Source organism: Streptomyces sp. NPDC096132 (assembly GCF_044763345.1).
Classification (GTDB): Bacteria; Actinomycetota; Actinomycetes; order Streptomycetales; family Streptomycetaceae; genus Streptomyces.
In genome coordinates this window covers 482,137-496,898 of sequence record NZ_JBIWGA010000002.1, presented here as the reverse complement: position 1 = coordinate 496,898, position 14,762 = coordinate 482,137, and the positions used below count along the sequence as shown (strand labels likewise).

Sequence of the window (14,762 nt, the reverse complement as noted above, 5' to 3'; positions counted from 1 at the left end):
ACGGCAACGTTAAAACGTAGGTGAGCGACGCAGGGGCGCGGGGAACTGCGCGACCAGCCACGAAAGCGCCCGCACACGCCGAACAGCCGCACCCGACGAACTACTAGGCGCTTTCGGCTGACCCGCGGCGCGTATGGCACCCCTCCCCGAGAACCCCCGGAGGGCGTCGGCTAGGGTTTGGTCCGCATAAACATCCAAACCCCTGCCCGACGCAGGGCGGCGACCGACCAGCGAGAAGGCAGGCCGCAGCCAACCGCGCGGGCGAGACTCTCGGGAAGGCGCTACGTGAGTCCCAACGGCTCCGACCGCTCGCCGCGGCGCCCGATGCGGCGGAAGCTGCTGCAGGCAATGACCGCGGGCCTGGTCCTGGCGACCGCCACCGGTTGCACATACAAGGACTTCCCCCGCCTTGGTATGCCCACCCCGGTCACAGAAGAGGCTCCGCGGATCCTCTCCCTGTGGCAGGGATCCTGGGCTGCCGCGCTGGCCACCGGCGTGCTGGTGTGGGGCCTGATCCTGTGGAGCGCTGTCTTCCACCGGCGCAGCCGGACGAAGGTCGAAGTTCCTCCGCAGACCCGGTACAACATGCCCATCGAGGCGCTGTACACGGTGGTCCCGATCATCATCGTCTCGGTGCTGTTCTACTTCACGGCCCGCGACGAGACGAAGCTCCTCAGCCTCGAGAAGAAGCCCGACGTCACGGTCAACGTGGTCGGCTTCCAGTGGAGCTGGTGCTTCAACTACATCGCGAACGTCGAAGGCTCCACCGGCGACGCGAAGACCGACAAGAACCTGGCCGCGATCCCGGACCGGTACAAGGCGGACTTCCCGGCCGACGCGGGCGGCGTCTACACCTGCGGTGTCCCCGGTGAGCGGAACCCGCAGACCAACAACCCGGGTCCGACCCTCTGGCTCCCCGAGGGCAAGACGGTCCGCTTCGTCCTCACCTCGCGTGACGTCATCCACTCCTTCTGGGTGGTGCCGTTCCTGATGAAGCAGGACGTCATTCCGGGCCACACCAATGCCTTCCAGGTGGTTCCCAACCATGAGGGCACCTTCCTGGGCAAGTGCGCCGAGCTCTGCGGCGTCGACCACTCCCGGATGCTGTTCAACGTGAAGGTCGTCTCCCCCGAGCGCTACGAGCAGCACCTCAAGGACCTCGCCAAGAAGGGGCAGACCGGTTACGTTCCCGCGGGCATCGAGCAGACCGCCCATGAGAAGAACCGGGAGACGAACAACCTGTGAGCATCCTCAACGAACCCCAGGGTGCGGCGGCAGCTGAAGACTCCTACGAGAACGAGCTGCCGGTCCGGCGCAAGCAGCCCGGCAACGTCGTGGTGAAGTGGCTGACGACCACCGACCACAAGACCATCGGGACGCTGTATCTCGTCACGTCGTTCGCGTTCTTCATGATCGGCGGCGTGATGGCGCTGTTCATGCGCGCCGAGCTGGCCCGTCCGGGCCTGCAGCTGATGTCGAACGAGCAGTTCAACCAGGCGTTCACGATGCACGGCACGATCATGCTGCTGATGTTCGCGACGCCGCTGTTCGCCGGCTTCACGAACTGGATCATGCCGCTGCAGATCGGTGCGCCGGACGTAGCCTTCCCGCGGCTGAACATGTTCGCCTACTGGCTGTACCTGTTCGGCTCGCTCATCGCCGTCGGTGGCTTCCTCACCCCGGACGGCGCGGCCGACTTCGGCTGGTTCGCCTACTCCCCGCTGTCGGACGCGGTCCGCAGCCCGGGCATCGGCGCCGACATGTGGATCATGGGTCTGGCCTTCTCCGGCTTCGGCACGATCCTCGGCTCGGTCAACTTCATCACCACGATCATCTGCATGCGCGCGCCCGGCATGACCATGTTCCGCATGCCGATCTTCGTGTGGAACGTGCTGCTGACCGGTGTCCTGGTCCTGCTGGCCTTCCCGGTCCTGGCGGCCGCGCTGTTCGCCCTGGAGGCGGACCGCAAGTTCGGTGCCCATGTCTTCGACGCGGCCAACGGCGGCGCCCTACTGTGGCAACACCTCTTCTGGTTCTTCGGCCATCCAGAGGTGTACATCATCGCCCTGCCGTTCTTCGGCATCATCAGTGAGATCATCCCGGTCTTCTCCCGCAAGCCGATGTTCGGCTACATGGGCCTGATCGCCGCGACGATCGCCATCGCCGGCCTCTCCGTGACCGTGTGGGCGCACCACATGTACGTCACCGGTGGCGTCCTGCTCCCGTTCTTCTCCTTCATGACGTTCCTCATCGCCGTACCGACCGGCGTGAAGTTCTTCAACTGGATCGGAACGATGTGGAAGGGCTCGTTGTCCTTCGAGACACCGATGCTCTGGGCGACGGGCTTCCTCATCACCTTCACCTTCGGCGGTCTGACCGGCGTCATCCTGGCCTCGCCGCCGATGGACTTCCACGTGTCCGACTCGTACTTCGTGGTGGCGCACTTCCACTACGTCGTCTTCGGCACCGTCGTCTTCGCGATGTTCGCCGGCTTCCACTACTGGTGGCCCAAGTTCACCGGCAAGCTGCTCGACGAGCGTCTCGGCAAGATCACCTTCTGGACGCTGTTCATCGGCTTCCACGGCACCTTCCTGGTCCAGCACTGGCTGGGTGCCGAGGGCATGCCGCGTCGTTACGCCGACTACCTGGCGCAGGACGGCTTCACCGCTCTGAACACGATCTCGACGATCAGCTCGTTCGTCCTCGGTCTGTCGATCCTCCCGTTCCTCTACAACGTGTGGAAGACGGCCAAGTACGGCAAGCCGGTCGGCGTCGACGACCCGTGGGGCTACGGCCGCTCCCTGGAGTGGGCGACCTCCTGCCCGCCGCCGCGGCACAACTTCCTCACCCTGCCGCGGATCCGCAGTGAATCCCCGGCGTTCGACCTGCACCACCCGGAGATCGCCGCGCTCGAGCAGCTGGAGCACGCGGGCCACGGTGCCATCTCGGGCAGCAAGGAGGCCGGCAAGTGAAGGTCCAAGGCAGGATGTTCACCTGGCTGAGCGTCTTCATCCTCGTCATGGCGATCGTCTATGGCGTGTGGTCGAAGGAGCCGGCCGGCACCACGGCCCTCTTCCTGGCCTTCGGTCTGTCCATCATGATCGGCTTCTACCTGGGCTTCACGGCCCGGCGGGTCGACGCGGGCGCCCAGGACAACAAGGAAGCGGACGTCGCGGACGACGCCGGCGAGCTGGGCTTCTTCAGCCCGCACAGCTGGCAGCCGCTGGCGCTCGGCATCGGCGGTGCCATCGCCTTCCTCGGCGTGGCCGTGGGCTGGTGGCTGCTGTACTTCTCCGTCCCGATCATCCTCATCGGTATCTGGGGCTGGGTCTTCGAGTACTACCACGGTGAGAACCGCACCCAGTAGCACGCGCTGAGCGCACGGGAGCCCGGACACTCCGTCAGGAGAGTCCGGGCTCCTTCTTTTGCCGTAATCCCTGTCCTCCATACGTGGCGTCCAGCGCGCCGCGGTTGACGCGGCTTCCTAGCGTGAAGCCATGAGCCACTCACCCCGCCCCCGCACAGTCGTCAGCTGCACGCTGCTGGTGATCGCCCTCGGAGCGGGCGCCGTCACCGCCTGCTCCTCCGACGGCAATCCCCTCGCCGAGCGCCCCTACGACGCGAGCGACCAGATCTCCTTCAACGGCCCCGACGGCGACGGCAAGAAGAAGGCCGACCCGGACAAGCCCCTGGAGGTCGTCGCGGAGGACGCCGACGAGCCCATCACGGACGTCACCGCCGTGGACGCCACAGGCCGCTATGTGGCGGGCGAACTCTCCGCCGACGGCACCCGCTGGCACAGCACCGAGCCGCTGGCCGCGGACGCCCACTACACGGTCCGGGTGAGCACCGAGGACGACGACGGCGCCCCCGGCCGCCGGGTCCTCACCTTCGACACCGGCAAACCCAGCGGCAAGAAGCGCCTCACGGTCGAGCTGGGCCCCGACACGGGCACCTACGGCGTCGGCCAGCCCGTCACCGCCAAGCTCAGCGAGCCGGTCAAGGACCCGGCCCAGCGGGCGATCGTCGAACGCGGCCTCAAGGTCGACTCCACGCCCGCCGTACCGGGCGGCTGGCACTGGGTGGACGACAAGGAGCTCCACTACCGCCCCAAGGACTACTGGCCCGCCCACGCCACGATCCGCGCCCACAGCAACCTCAACGGCATCCGGATCAGCGACCGGCTGTGGGGCACCACCTCGAAGGACGTCAACCTCAGCATCGGCGACCGGGTCATAGCCGTCACGGACGCCTCGGCCCACTCACTGACGTTCTACAAGAACGACGAGGTCGTCAACACCTTCCCCGTGACCACCGGCAAGCCCGGCTTCGAGACCCGCAACGGCGTCAAGGTCGTCCTCGGCAAGGAGCAGTTCGTCCGCATGCGCAGCTCCACCGTCGGCATAGCCGAGGGCTCCTCGGAGTCCTACGACCTCCCCGTCTACTGGGCCACCCGGCTCACCTGGAGCGGCGAGTACGTCCACGCCGCCCCCTGGTCGGTGGGCTCCCAGGGCTACGCCAACGTCAGCCACGGCTGCACCGGTATGAGCACATCCAACGCGGCCTGGTTCTTCGACCACGTCCGCCCGGGCGACGTCGTCAAGGTGATCAACAGCTACGGCAACACGATGGAACCGTTCGGCAACGGCTTCGGCGACTGGAACGTCGACTGGACGAAGTGGCGGACGGGCAGCGCGCTGACCACCGGCAAGCAGAAGACCCAGCCCGACACGACCACTCTCCGGCCTACGGTGCTGTGACCCACCAGGGGCGCGGGGCTGTGTCGATGTGCGGCTCCGCCGCGGGGCGTGAGCAGCCCACGACGGCCCGCAGTCGCCCCACGACCTCACACCGCACCCTCTCAGGCGCTCAGCAACCTCTTCTGCCGCAACAGAGAAGCCAGCGCCGAGGCGAACTCCACAGGCTCGACCGGCAAGGTCACCGCCGCGTCAGCGCGACTCCAGGTCGCGAGCCACGCATCCTGAGGCCGAGCGATCAGCAGCAGCACCGGCGGGCACTGGAACACCTCGTCCTTGATCTGCCGGCACACCCCCATGCCCCCCATCGGCACGGCCTCGCCGTCCAGCACGCAGACATCGATCCCGCCCTTGTCCAGTTCCCTGACGACGGCCTCGGGCGTCGCGCACTCCACGAACTCCACCAGGGGGACGTCCGGAGCCGGCCTGCGCCCGGTCGCGAGCCGGACCTGCTCGCGGGTGTTGGAGTCGTCGCTGTAGACCAGCACCGTCGCGGTCGCCTGCATGCTTCCTCCGTGACTTCGGCGTCGTACGGACAGAACCGTTGCGGCGGATGCTACTCCCATGAACACCGCGTCAACACCGCCTGGAACACCACTTCGATGGGCCATCCGGGCGTACGCACCCTGCGAACACTCCGAACGGCACCCCCCGGAGTGAGCGCGAGATAAGCGACCGACATAATGTCGGTCGTGGCGACAGCAACGACAGTAGAAACCGGGCACGCGCACCCGTCGGTCAATCGGCCGAACCTCACCAGCGTCGGAACCATCATCTGGCTGAGTTCCGAGCTGATGTTCTTCGCGGCCCTCTTCGCGATGTACTTCACCCTGCGATCGGTGACGGGGGCCGAGTACTGGAAGAGTCAGGCCGAGTTCCTGAACTTCCCGTTCTCGGCGACGAACACCACGATCCTGGTGCTCTCCTCCCTCACCTGCCAGCTCGGCGTCTTCGCCGCCGAGCGCGGTGACGTGAAGAAGCTCCGGGGCTGGTTCATCGTTACGTTCATCATGGGTGCGATCTTCATCGGCGGTCAGATCTACGAGTACACCGAGCTGGTGAAGAAGGACGGGCTCTCGCTCTCCTCCGGCCCGTACGGCTCGGTCTTCTACCTGACCACCGGCTTCCACGGCCTGCACGTGACGGGCGGCCTCATCGCCTTCCTGCTGGTCCTCGGGCGCACCTACGCGGCCAAGAGGTTCACCCACGAGCAGGCGACCGCCGCGATCGTCGTGTCCTACTACTGGCACTTCGTCGATGTCGTCTGGATCGGCCTCTTCGCCACGATCTACATGATCAAGTAGCCGGGCCCGTTCCACGCGCCGCAGAAGCGCACCACCCAGAAGCATCGACGCAGAAGATCCTGACACCGGGGTAATCCGTGAAAAAGCTCTCCGCACGACGACGCCATCCGCTGGCGGCGCTCGTCGTCCTACTCCTCGCGCTGGCGTGCACGGGGGGGCTGTACGCCGCGTTCGCGCCCGCGAGCCAGGCGAAGGCAGATGAAACCGCCCAGTCCCTGGCCATCGACGAGGGCAAGAAGCTCTTCGCCGTAGGCTGCGCAAGCTGCCACGGCACCGGCGGTCAGGGCAGCTCCGACGGTCCGAGCCTGGTCGGCGTGGGCGCCGCGGCCGTCGACTTCCAGGTCGGCACCGGGCGTATGCCGGCCGCGACCTCCCAGGGCGCGCAGGTGCCCCGGAAGAAGGTCGTCTACACGCAGGCCGAGATCGACCAGCTGGCCGCGTACATCTCCTCCCTGGGCGCCGGCCCGAACATCCCGACCGAGGCCGAGTACGGCCCGGAGGGCGCCGACATCGCCAAGGGCGGCGAGCTGTTCCGCACCAACTGCGCGCAGTGCCACAACTTCACCGGCAAGGGCGGTGCCCTGACCAGGGGCAAGTACGCTCCGACCCTCGAGGACGTGGACCCGAAGCACATCTACGAGGCCATGCAGACCGGCCCGCAGAACATGCCCTCCTTCCCCGACACGACGCTGTCGGAGCAGAACAAGAAGGACATCATCGCGTACCTGCACGCGGTCAACAGCGACGAGACGAACAACCCCGGTGGTCTGGAGCTGGGCGGCCTCGGGCCGGTCAGTGAGGGTCTGTTCTCCTGGATCTTCGGCCTCGGTGCCCTGATCGCGGTCGCCGTCTGGGTCGCCGCTCGGACCGCAAAGGCCAAGAAGTCATGAGTAGCCAAGACATTCCAGAAGAGAACCTGCCCGCAGAGCAGGGCCACGCGCACGGCACGGCCGTAGGCGTCGCGGACGAGAAGAACCCGTTCGCCGACCCGGGGCTGCCGCCCCACGAGCACCGGATCCAGGACATCGACGAGCGGGCCGCCAAGCGGTCCGAGCGCACGGTCGCCCTGCTGTTCACGCTGTCGATGCTGGCCACCGTCGCCTTCATCGCCGCGTACGTGGCGATCCCCGCCGACAAGTCGATCTTCGTGTTCCCGATCGGCCACCTCAGCGCGCTGAACTTCGCGCTGGGTCTGACGCTGGGCACGGCGCTGTTCACCATCGGCGCCGGCGCGGTCCACTGGGCCCGCACCCTGATGTCGGACGTCGAGGTCGCCGACGACCGTCACGCGATCGCGGCCGACCCCGAGGTCCGTGCGAAGGTCCACGCGGACTTCAAGCAGGGCGCCAAGGAATCGGCGATCGGCCGTCGCAAGCTGATCCGCAACACGATGTTCGGCGCGCTCACCCTGGTGCCGCTCTCCGGTGTCGTGCTGCTGCGCGACCTGGGCCCGCTGCCCGAGGACAAGCTGCGCCACACGCTGTGGGCCAAGGGCAAGCTCCTCGTCAACATGAACACGAACGAGCCGCTGCGTCCTTCGGACGTCGCCGTCGGTTCGCTCACCTTCGCCAAGCCCGAGGGCCTGGAGGAGCACGACGAGGACTTCCAGAACGAGATCGCCAAGGCGGCCCTGATGATCGTCCGGCTCCAGCCGGAGGACATCAAGGACAAGCAGGAACTCGAGTGGTCCCACCAGGGCATCGTGGCGTACTCGAAGATCTGCACCCACGTCGGTTGCCCGATCTCCCTGTACGAGCAGCAGACACACCACGTGCTGTGCCCCTGCCACCAGTCCACCTTCGACCTCTCCGACGGTGCCAAGGTCATCTTCGGCCCGGCCGGTCACGCTCTGCCGCAGCTGCGCATCGGCGTGAACGACGAGGGCTACCTCGAGGCGCTCGGCGACTTCGAAGAGCCCGTCGGTCCTGCTTTCTGGGAGCGCGGATGAGTACGACAGAGAACACCGAGTCCCGCGAACGCGGGAAGGCGCCGGCCGGCGAGCGGATCGCCGACTGGGCCGACGGCCGGCTGGGGATCTACTCCCTGGCCAAGGCCAACATGCGCAAGATCTTCCCCGACCACTGGTCGTTCATGCTGGGCGAGGTCGCGCTCTACAGCTTCATCATCATCATCCTGACGGGTGTGTACCTGACGCTGTTCTTCCACCCGTCGATGAACGAGGTGGAGTACCACGGCAGCTACGTCCCGCTCCAGGGACAGCTGATGTCCGAGGCGTTCAGCTCGACCCTGCACATCTCCTTCGACGTGCGCGGCGGTCTGCTCATCCGGCAGATCCACCACTGGGCGGCGCTGATCTTCCTCGCGGCCATGTTCGTGCACATGATGCGCGTGTTCTTCACCGGCGCGTTCCGCAAGCCGCGTGAGATCAACTGGCTGTTCGGCTTCCTGCTGTTCGTCCTCGGCATGTTCACCGGTTTCACCGGTTACTCGCTCCCGGACGACCTGCTCTCCGGCACCGGTGTCCGCTTCACCCAGGGCGCCATCCTGTCGATGCCGATCGTCGGCACGTACATCTCGATGTTCCTGTTCGGCGGGGAGTTCCCGGGCCACGACTTCGTGGCGCGGTTCTACTCGATCCACATCCTGCTGCTGCCGGGCATCATGCTCGGCCTGGTGGTGGGCCACCTGATCCTGGTCTTCTACCACAAGCACACGCAGTTCGCGGGCCCCGGAAAGACCAACAAGAACGTCGTCGGCATGCCGCTGCTGCCGGTGTACATGGCCAAGGCCGGAGGCTTCTTCTTCCTGGTCTTCGGTGTCATCGCGCTCATCGCCGGCATCGCGCAGATCAACCCGATCTGGGCCATGGGCCCCTACCGTCCGGACCAGGTGTCCACCGGCGCCCAGCCCGACTGGTACATGGGCTTCGCCGAGGGTCTGATCCGTTTCATGCCGGGCTGGGAGGTCAACCTCTGGGGCCACACCCTGGTCCTGGGCGTGTTCATCCCGCTGGTCCTCTTCGGTGTCGTCCTCGCGGCGCTCGCGCTCTACCCCTTCATCGAGTCGTGGGTCACGGGCGACAAGCGCGAGCACCACATCCTGGACCGTCCGCGCAACGCCCCCACGCGCACCGCGCTGGGCGTCGCCTGGGTCACGATGTACATGATCACGCTGGTCGGTGGTGGCAACGACCTGTGGGCCACGCACTTCAACCTGTCGATCAACTCGATCACCTGGTTCGTCCGGATCTTCTTCTTCGTCGGACCGGTCATCGCGTACATCCTCACCAAGCGGATCTGCCTCGGCCTGCAGCGCCGCGACAAGGACAAGGTGCTGCACGGTCGCGAGACCGGCACCATCAAGCGCCTGCCGCACGGTGAGTTCATCGAGGTCCACGAGCCGCTCAGCCAGGAGCAGCTGCACACGATCACGGCGCACGAGCAGTACGAGCCGGTCGCGATCGGTCCGGCCGTCGACGAGAACGGCGTCGAGCGCAAGATCAAGCGGTCCGAGAAGCTGCGCGCCAAGATCAGCAACGCGTACTTCGGCGAGGACCAGCAGATCCCGAAGCCGACTGTCGAGGAGTACAAGGAGATCACGAGCGGCCACGGCCACCACTGATCCTCCGGCGTCGCCACGCCACGGTCGAAGGGCCCCGTCCGGTGTTCGGACGGGGCCCTTCGCCGTGCCTCCCGGCTGGATAGGGTGGGAGCGCACTCTCCGACGAGAGAACTCGCGATCCGGTACGACACACCCAGGAGCGGCTGATGAGCGCTGTGACCCCCGCTGGAGGCGACACCGCGGCGGGCCGTTCCTGGCCCGACGTGCTGAACGCCCTGCTGTACGGCCGTGACCAGAGCGCCGACGCCACGGCGTGGGCGATGGACCGGATCATGCGCGGTGAGGCGACGGACGCGCAGATCGCCGGGTTCGTGGTGGCCCTGCGGGCCAAGGGCGAGACCGTCGAGGAGATCAACGGCCTCGTCCGGGCCATGTACGAGCACGCCAACGTGATCGAGGTGCCCGGGCGGACGGTGGACATCGTCGGCACGGGCGGCGACGGCGCCAAGACCGTCAACATCTCCACCATGTCGGCGATCGTCGTCGCCGGCACGGGCGCCACGGTCGTCAAGCACGGCAACCGGGCCGCGTCCTCCGCCTCCGGCGCCTCGGACGTCCTGGAGAAGCTCGGCGTCAATCTGGAGCTGACCCCGGCGCGGGTGGCCGAGGTGGCCCAGGAGGCCGGGATCACCTTCTGCTTCGCGATCAAGTTCCATCCGGCGCTGCGGCACGCGGGCGCCGCACGCGGCCAGCTGGGCATCCGTACGGTGTTCAACATCCTCGGTCCGCTGACCAACCCGGCCCGGGTGCGGGCCCAGGCGGTCGGGGTCGCGGACCCGCGCATGGCGCCCGTCGTCGCGGGTGTCTTCGCCGAGCGCGGCAACTCCTCCCTGGTCTTCCGGGGCGACGACGGCCTCGACGAGCTGACCACGACGGCCACCTCCCGGGTGTGGGCCGTCCGGGACGGCAAGGTCACCGAGGAGTCCTTCGACCCGCGTGACGTCGGCATCGAGCTGGTGCCGGTGGAGGCCCTGCGGGGCGGGGACCCGTCGTACAACGCGGAGGTCGCCCGCCGCCTCCTGGACGGCGAGACGGGCCCCGTACGGGACGCCGTACTCCTGAACTCGGCAGCGGCCCTGGTGGCCCTCGACCCGGGCCCCGGGCCCCTCGCCGAGCAGATCCGCACCGGCATGGCCAAGGCGGCCGAGTCCATCGACTCTGGCGCGGCCAAGCGGGCCCTGGAGCGCTGGGTCGCGGCCAGCAACGCCTAGCCGTCACGTCACCCCGATGGTCGTCCCGCGATCCGGACACGGGTTGCGGGACGACGATCACTTCACGTACGTTCCTGTACCAGGTCATGAGTGACAGTCATGAGGCCCCGGCCGACTGTCCGGCAACCCTCCGTCCGTGGCGGGGTGCCCCGGGTGAAGACCAGGCCGTGGGCAGCGAGGTCCACGGCAAGCGCGGATCCCTCACGAACCAGGGATCCTGGTCGTTCGAGGAGTCTTCCGTGAGCAAGCGAATGCGATAGGGCGCCGAGCCCCGCCTCCGCACACCCATCTCACTTTTCTCTTTTCTCACGGGAGTTCCCCATGTCTGTCTCCACCGCTGCCTCCGCCCAGACCATTTGTGCCCCGCTGCCCGTTCTGGGCCGGGATGTCACCGTCCCGCTCGTCACGGGCGGCGAGGTCACCTACGCGGCGCTCGACTACGCGGCCAGCGCCCCGGCCCTCCAGCGGGTCTGGGACGACGTGGCGGCCTACGCGCCCTACTACGGCAGCGTGCACCGCGGGGCCGGCTACCTCTCCCAGCTGTCGACCGACCTCTTCGAGAACGCCCGCCGGACGGTCGCCGAGTTCCTCGACTGCCGCGAGGACGACCAGCTGATCTTCACCCGGTCGACCACCGACTCGCTCAACCTCCTCGCCGCCGCGCTGCCCGCCGACTGCCAGGTCTTCGTCTTCGAGACCGAGCACCATGCGAGCCTGCTGCCCTGGAAGGACGCCCGGGTCACCTACCTCGACGCCCCGCGCACCCCGGAGCGGGCCGTCGAGACCCTGGAGCGGGCCCTCGCCGCCCGGGACCCCCAGGGCCCCGCCCTGGTGTGCGTCACCGGCGCCTCCAACGTCACCGGCGAGCTGTGGCCCGTACGCGAACTGGCGGCTGCTGCGCACGCCCACGGTGCCCGGATCGTCCTCGACGCCGCGCAGCTCGCCCCGCACCACCCGGTGAGCGTCCAGGACCTCGACGTCGACTGGGTCGCCTTCTCCGGGCACAAGCTGTACGCCCCCTTCGGCTCCGGCGTCCTCGCGGGCCGCGCGGACTGGCTGCGCGAGGCCCAGCCGTACCTGGCCGGCGGCGGCGCCAGCCGCAAGGTCACCCGGCGCGAGGACGGGGGAGTGGACGTGGAGTGGCACGAGAGCGCGGCCCGCCACGAGGCCGGCTCCCCGAACGTCATCGGCGCCTACTCCATCGCGTCGGCCTGCAAGGCGCTGACGGAGGCCGGCTTCGACACCCTCGTGGCCCGCGAGCAGCACCTCGTCGAGAAGGTGCGGGCGGGCCTGGCCGAGGTCCCGGAGGTCCGGATCCTCTCCCTCTTCGGCGACGACGCCCCGCGGGTCGGCGTGATCTCCTTCGTCGTCGAGGGCTGGAACAGCTCCCACTTCGCCGCGGCCCTCTCCGCCGAGTACGGCATCGGCGTCCGCGACGGCCTGTTCTGCGCCCACCCCCTCGTGCGCACCCTTCTGGGCAGCGACCCGCAGACCCAGGGCGAGTGCGGCGCCCCGGAGGCGGCCCCGGGCGAGAAGTCCCTCAACGCCATCCGGGTGAGCTTCGGCGCCGGCACCCCCGACGAGCACGTGGACCGCTTCGTGGCGGCGGTCCGGGAGCTGGTGGCCGACGGCGCGAAGTGGACGTACCGCACGGAGGACGGCCGCTGCGTCCCGGCCGTCTGACGTACCGACGTCTACCCGGGCCGATACGCTCCCCTCAGCAACTGTACGGAGGGCAGGGGGAGCACGGGGTGCAGGAGCTGCGCGAGACGGATCCTCGGACCATCGGTCCCTACCGGGTCCTGGGCAGACTCGGATCCGGCGGCATGGGGGAGGTGTACTTCGCCGAGGCGCGGGGCGGGCCGCGGCTGGCCGTGAAGGTGGTGCGGGCCGAACACGCGGAGGACCGCACCTTCCGCGCGCGGTTCCGGCACGAGGTGCGGGCCGCGCAGAGCGTCGGAGGGGCGGGCACGTACACCGCGCGGGTCGTGGACGCGGACACCGAGGCCGAACGGCCGTGGATGGCCACCGAGTTCGTGGCCGGGCCGAACCTGCGGGACGCGGTGCTCGACGGCGGGCCCCTGCCGGGGGACGCGGTACGGCTCCTCGCGGCCGCGCTGGGCGAGGCGCTGGCCGCGATCCACGCCAAGGGGCTGGTGCACCGGGATCTCAAGCCCTCCAACATCCTGCTCGCCTCCGACGGTCCCCGGGTCATCGACTTCGGGATCGTCCGGGCCCTGGAAGGGACGGCGCTGACCCGGACCGGGGTGGTCGTCGGCTCGGTCGGCTATGTCTCGCCGGAGCAGATCCGCAACGGCGCCCGGGTGGGGCCGGCCTGTGACGTCTTCTCGCTGGGCGCGGTCCTCGCGTATGCCGCCGGCGGACGGGAACCGTTCGGCGAGGGACAGGATTCGGTTGTCCTGTTGCGGATTCTGACCGGGGACGTCGATCTGTCCGCCGTACCGAAGGCGGATCTGCCGCTGGTGGAGTCATGTCTGCGGGACGACCCCGGCGCACGGCCGACGCCCGCGGACGTGGTCGCGGCCACCGGGCACACCGCGCGCTCCCTGCGCGAAGGCCTGCGGGCCGGGTGGTACACACCCGGCGCCCCGCGGCGGCCCGCGGCCTCGGACGGCGGTGAGCGCTGGATCCCGGAACACGGCTCGGGAGAGCGGGAGAGCCGGGTGGAGTACGTGGCGCCCATGACCGTCACCGACGTGCCGCAGGCCGCGGAGCCCGCACCGCGGGCACCCTCGCGGCGACGGCTGCTGGGAGCCCTGGCCGGCGGCGCGGCGGTGGTGGCGGCCGGGGGCCTCGGCGGCCGGCTGCTGCTGCGGGACGCGTCGGACGGCACCCGCCGGGCCACGGCCGGCGCCTCCTCCTCGGGCACACCGGACGCGCCCCGAGTGGGCTGGCAGTACAAGGTCGACGGGCTCGGCGGGAAGCGGGGGCCCTGTGCCGCGCTGTCGCCCGACGGGAAGCGCCTGTACGTCGGCGGCAAGGACGGCTCGCTGCACGCCGTGGGCCTGAACGGGCTGAAGGTATGGCAGACGGCTCTGGGCGGGGAGGTCATGTCCCCGCTCGCCACCGCCGACGGCGTGTACTGCCTGCTGTTCGACGGGCAGGAGGGCGCCTCGAAACTCTGCGCGCTCAGCCACACCGGGAAGGTCCGCTGGACCCGGTCGTTCGCCGCGGCGAACAGCCAGGTCCCGGTGGCCTCGGGACGGCTGGTGCTGGTGTCGTACGGCGGGACCTCGGACGCGGGCGGTGTGCGGGCCTTCGCCCCGGACGGCAGCGTGCGGTGGACCACGTCCACCGGGGCGGCGCCGACCAGCGAGCCCCTGGTGGCGGACGGTGTGGTGTACGTCGGCACGTTCGGGGACGAGGCATGGGCCCTGGACGCGGCGAGCGGGAAGCGGCTGTGGACCGCGCGCGTGGGCCTGGACACCGGGCGGCCGACGCCGGTCGGGAAGACGCTGGTGGTCGGCTCGGGCGGCGAGCAGCCGCTGCACGGCATCGGCCTGAGCGGCAAGTCGCTGTGGAACCGGCGCGACGACGAGCTGGGCGGCAGCCGCTACCTCACCTGGGTGGCCTTCGGCGGCCTCGCCGTCACCGCGAGCGACTACCAGCTCGTGGCCCTGGATCCCGCCGACGGATCGACGGCGTGGACCTTCCTGCCCGGCGGCGAGGGCAGCCAGTACAGCGATCCCACGGTCTCGGGCGACACCGTCTACCTGCGCCAGGGCTCGATGCTCTACGGCGTGGACCGCCGGGGCGAGCGCACCTGGCAGAAGCGGGCCGAGGGCGGGGCGTCCCTCGGCACCCAGAGCCCGGTCGTCCATGACAACCGGATCTACTCGGCCACCGCCGACGGCATCACCGCCCTCGCCCTGTAGCCCCGGGCGCGT

At 69.0% G+C, this 14,762-nt stretch carries 12 protein-coding genes and 1 riboswitch; of the genes, 11 read left to right on the top strand and 1 reads right to left on the bottom strand.

Annotation, left to right across the window (positions count from 1 at the left end; genetic code table 11):
* The first annotated feature begins 285 nt into the window (after positions 1–285).
* From coxB to ACIRF9_RS06615, 4 genes are all read left to right on the top strand, one after another.
* The gene (gene coxB / locus ACIRF9_RS06630) at positions 286–1,245 is read left to right on the top strand and encodes a cytochrome c oxidase subunit II (protein ID WP_403817317.1); all 960 of its coding nucleotides are present in this window, start codon (positions 286–288) and stop codon (positions 1,243–1,245) included.
* Positions 1,242–2,972 carry a cytochrome c oxidase subunit I gene (gene ctaD, locus ACIRF9_RS06625; RefSeq protein WP_403817314.1) on the top strand — a complete coding sequence of 577 codons (1,731 nt, stop codon included), beginning with the start codon at positions 1,242–1,244 and terminating at the stop codon, positions 2,970–2,972. The genes coxB and ctaD overlap by 4 nt, the downstream gene beginning before the upstream one ends.
* Positions 2,969–3,367, top strand: coding sequence for a cytochrome c oxidase subunit 4 (locus ACIRF9_RS06620; RefSeq protein ID WP_403817310.1), 399 nt, complete (start codon positions 2,969–2,971; stop codon positions 3,365–3,367). The genes ctaD and ACIRF9_RS06620 overlap by 4 nt, the downstream gene beginning before the upstream one ends.
* 130 nt (positions 3,368–3,497) lie before the next feature.
* Complete coding sequence (locus tag ACIRF9_RS06615; protein WP_403817307.1) at positions 3,498–4,760, top strand: Ig-like domain-containing protein; 1,263 nt, start codon at positions 3,498–3,500, stop codon at positions 4,758–4,760.
* Between the two features lie 101 nt (positions 4,761–4,861).
* On the opposite strand, the gene ACIRF9_RS06610 is transcribed toward ACIRF9_RS06615, so the two are convergent.
* Entirely contained in the window at positions 4,862–5,263 is a 402-nt protein-coding gene (locus ACIRF9_RS06610) for a hypothetical protein (RefSeq protein ID WP_403817304.1), read from the bottom strand.
* 177 nt (positions 5,264–5,440) lie between these two features.
* Between ACIRF9_RS06610 and ACIRF9_RS06605 the strand changes: the two genes are divergently transcribed.
* The 7 genes from ACIRF9_RS06605 to ACIRF9_RS06575 all read left to right on the top strand — a co-directional run bounded on the left by ACIRF9_RS06605 (position 5,441) and on the right by ACIRF9_RS06575 (position 14,750).
* Positions 5,441–6,061, top strand: coding sequence for a heme-copper oxidase subunit III (locus tag ACIRF9_RS06605; protein WP_403817301.1), 621 nt, complete (start codon positions 5,441–5,443; stop codon positions 6,059–6,061).
* Between the two features lie 77 nt (positions 6,062–6,138).
* Positions 6,139–6,951, top strand: coding sequence for a c-type cytochrome (locus tag ACIRF9_RS06600; protein WP_403817298.1), 813 nt, complete (start codon positions 6,139–6,141; stop codon positions 6,949–6,951).
* Positions 6,948–8,009 (top strand): Rieske 2Fe-2S domain-containing protein, encoded by a 1,062-nt coding sequence (locus ACIRF9_RS06595; RefSeq protein ID WP_403817295.1) that lies wholly within the window; start codon positions 6,948–6,950, stop codon positions 8,007–8,009. Before ACIRF9_RS06600 ends, ACIRF9_RS06595 begins: the two co-directional genes overlap by 4 nt.
* Entirely contained in the window at positions 8,006–9,643 is a 1,638-nt protein-coding gene (locus tag ACIRF9_RS06590) for a cytochrome bc complex cytochrome b subunit (protein WP_403817292.1), read from the top strand. Before ACIRF9_RS06595 ends, ACIRF9_RS06590 begins: the two co-directional genes overlap by 4 nt.
* 146 nt (positions 9,644–9,789) lie before the next feature.
* The gene (gene trpD / locus ACIRF9_RS06585; RefSeq protein WP_403817289.1) at positions 9,790–10,854 is read left to right on the top strand and encodes an anthranilate phosphoribosyltransferase; all 1,065 of its coding nucleotides are present in this window, start codon (positions 9,790–9,792) and stop codon (positions 10,852–10,854) included.
* Between the two features lie 82 nt (positions 10,855–10,936).
* A riboswitch (SAM riboswitch) is annotated at positions 10,937–11,053 on the top strand.
* Positions 11,054–11,175: 122 nt separating this feature from the next.
* The gene (locus tag ACIRF9_RS06580) at positions 11,176–12,537 is read left to right on the top strand and encodes an aminotransferase class V-fold PLP-dependent enzyme (protein ID WP_403817286.1); all 1,362 of its coding nucleotides are present in this window, start codon (positions 11,176–11,178) and stop codon (positions 12,535–12,537) included.
* Between the two features lie 68 nt (positions 12,538–12,605).
* Positions 12,606–14,750, top strand: coding sequence for a PQQ-binding-like beta-propeller repeat protein (locus tag ACIRF9_RS06575; protein WP_403817283.1), 2,145 nt, complete (start codon positions 12,606–12,608; stop codon positions 14,748–14,750).
* The last annotated feature ends 12 nt before the right edge of the window (positions 14,751–14,762 follow it).

Coding starts and splice junctions, on each gene's coding strand:
- ACIRF9_RS06610 (WP_403817304.1), bottom strand. CDS start 5,263: ATGCAGGCGACCGCGACGGTGCTGGTCTACAGCGACGACTCCAACACC.
- ACIRF9_RS06580 (WP_403817286.1), top strand. CDS start 11,176: ATGTCTGTCTCCACCGCTGCCTCCGCCCAGACCATTTGTGCCCCGCTG.
- ACIRF9_RS06595 (WP_403817295.1), top strand. CDS start 6,948: ATGAGTAGCCAAGACATTCCAGAAGAGAACCTGCCCGCAGAGCAGGGC.
- ACIRF9_RS06615 (WP_403817307.1), top strand. CDS start 3,498: ATGAGCCACTCACCCCGCCCCCGCACAGTCGTCAGCTGCACGCTGCTG.
- trpD (WP_403817289.1), top strand. CDS start 9,790: ATGAGCGCTGTGACCCCCGCTGGAGGCGACACCGCGGCGGGCCGTTCC.
- ACIRF9_RS06590 (WP_403817292.1), top strand. CDS start 8,006: ATGAGTACGACAGAGAACACCGAGTCCCGCGAACGCGGGAAGGCGCCG.
- ACIRF9_RS06605 (WP_403817301.1), top strand. CDS start 5,441: ATGTCGGTCGTGGCGACAGCAACGACAGTAGAAACCGGGCACGCGCAC.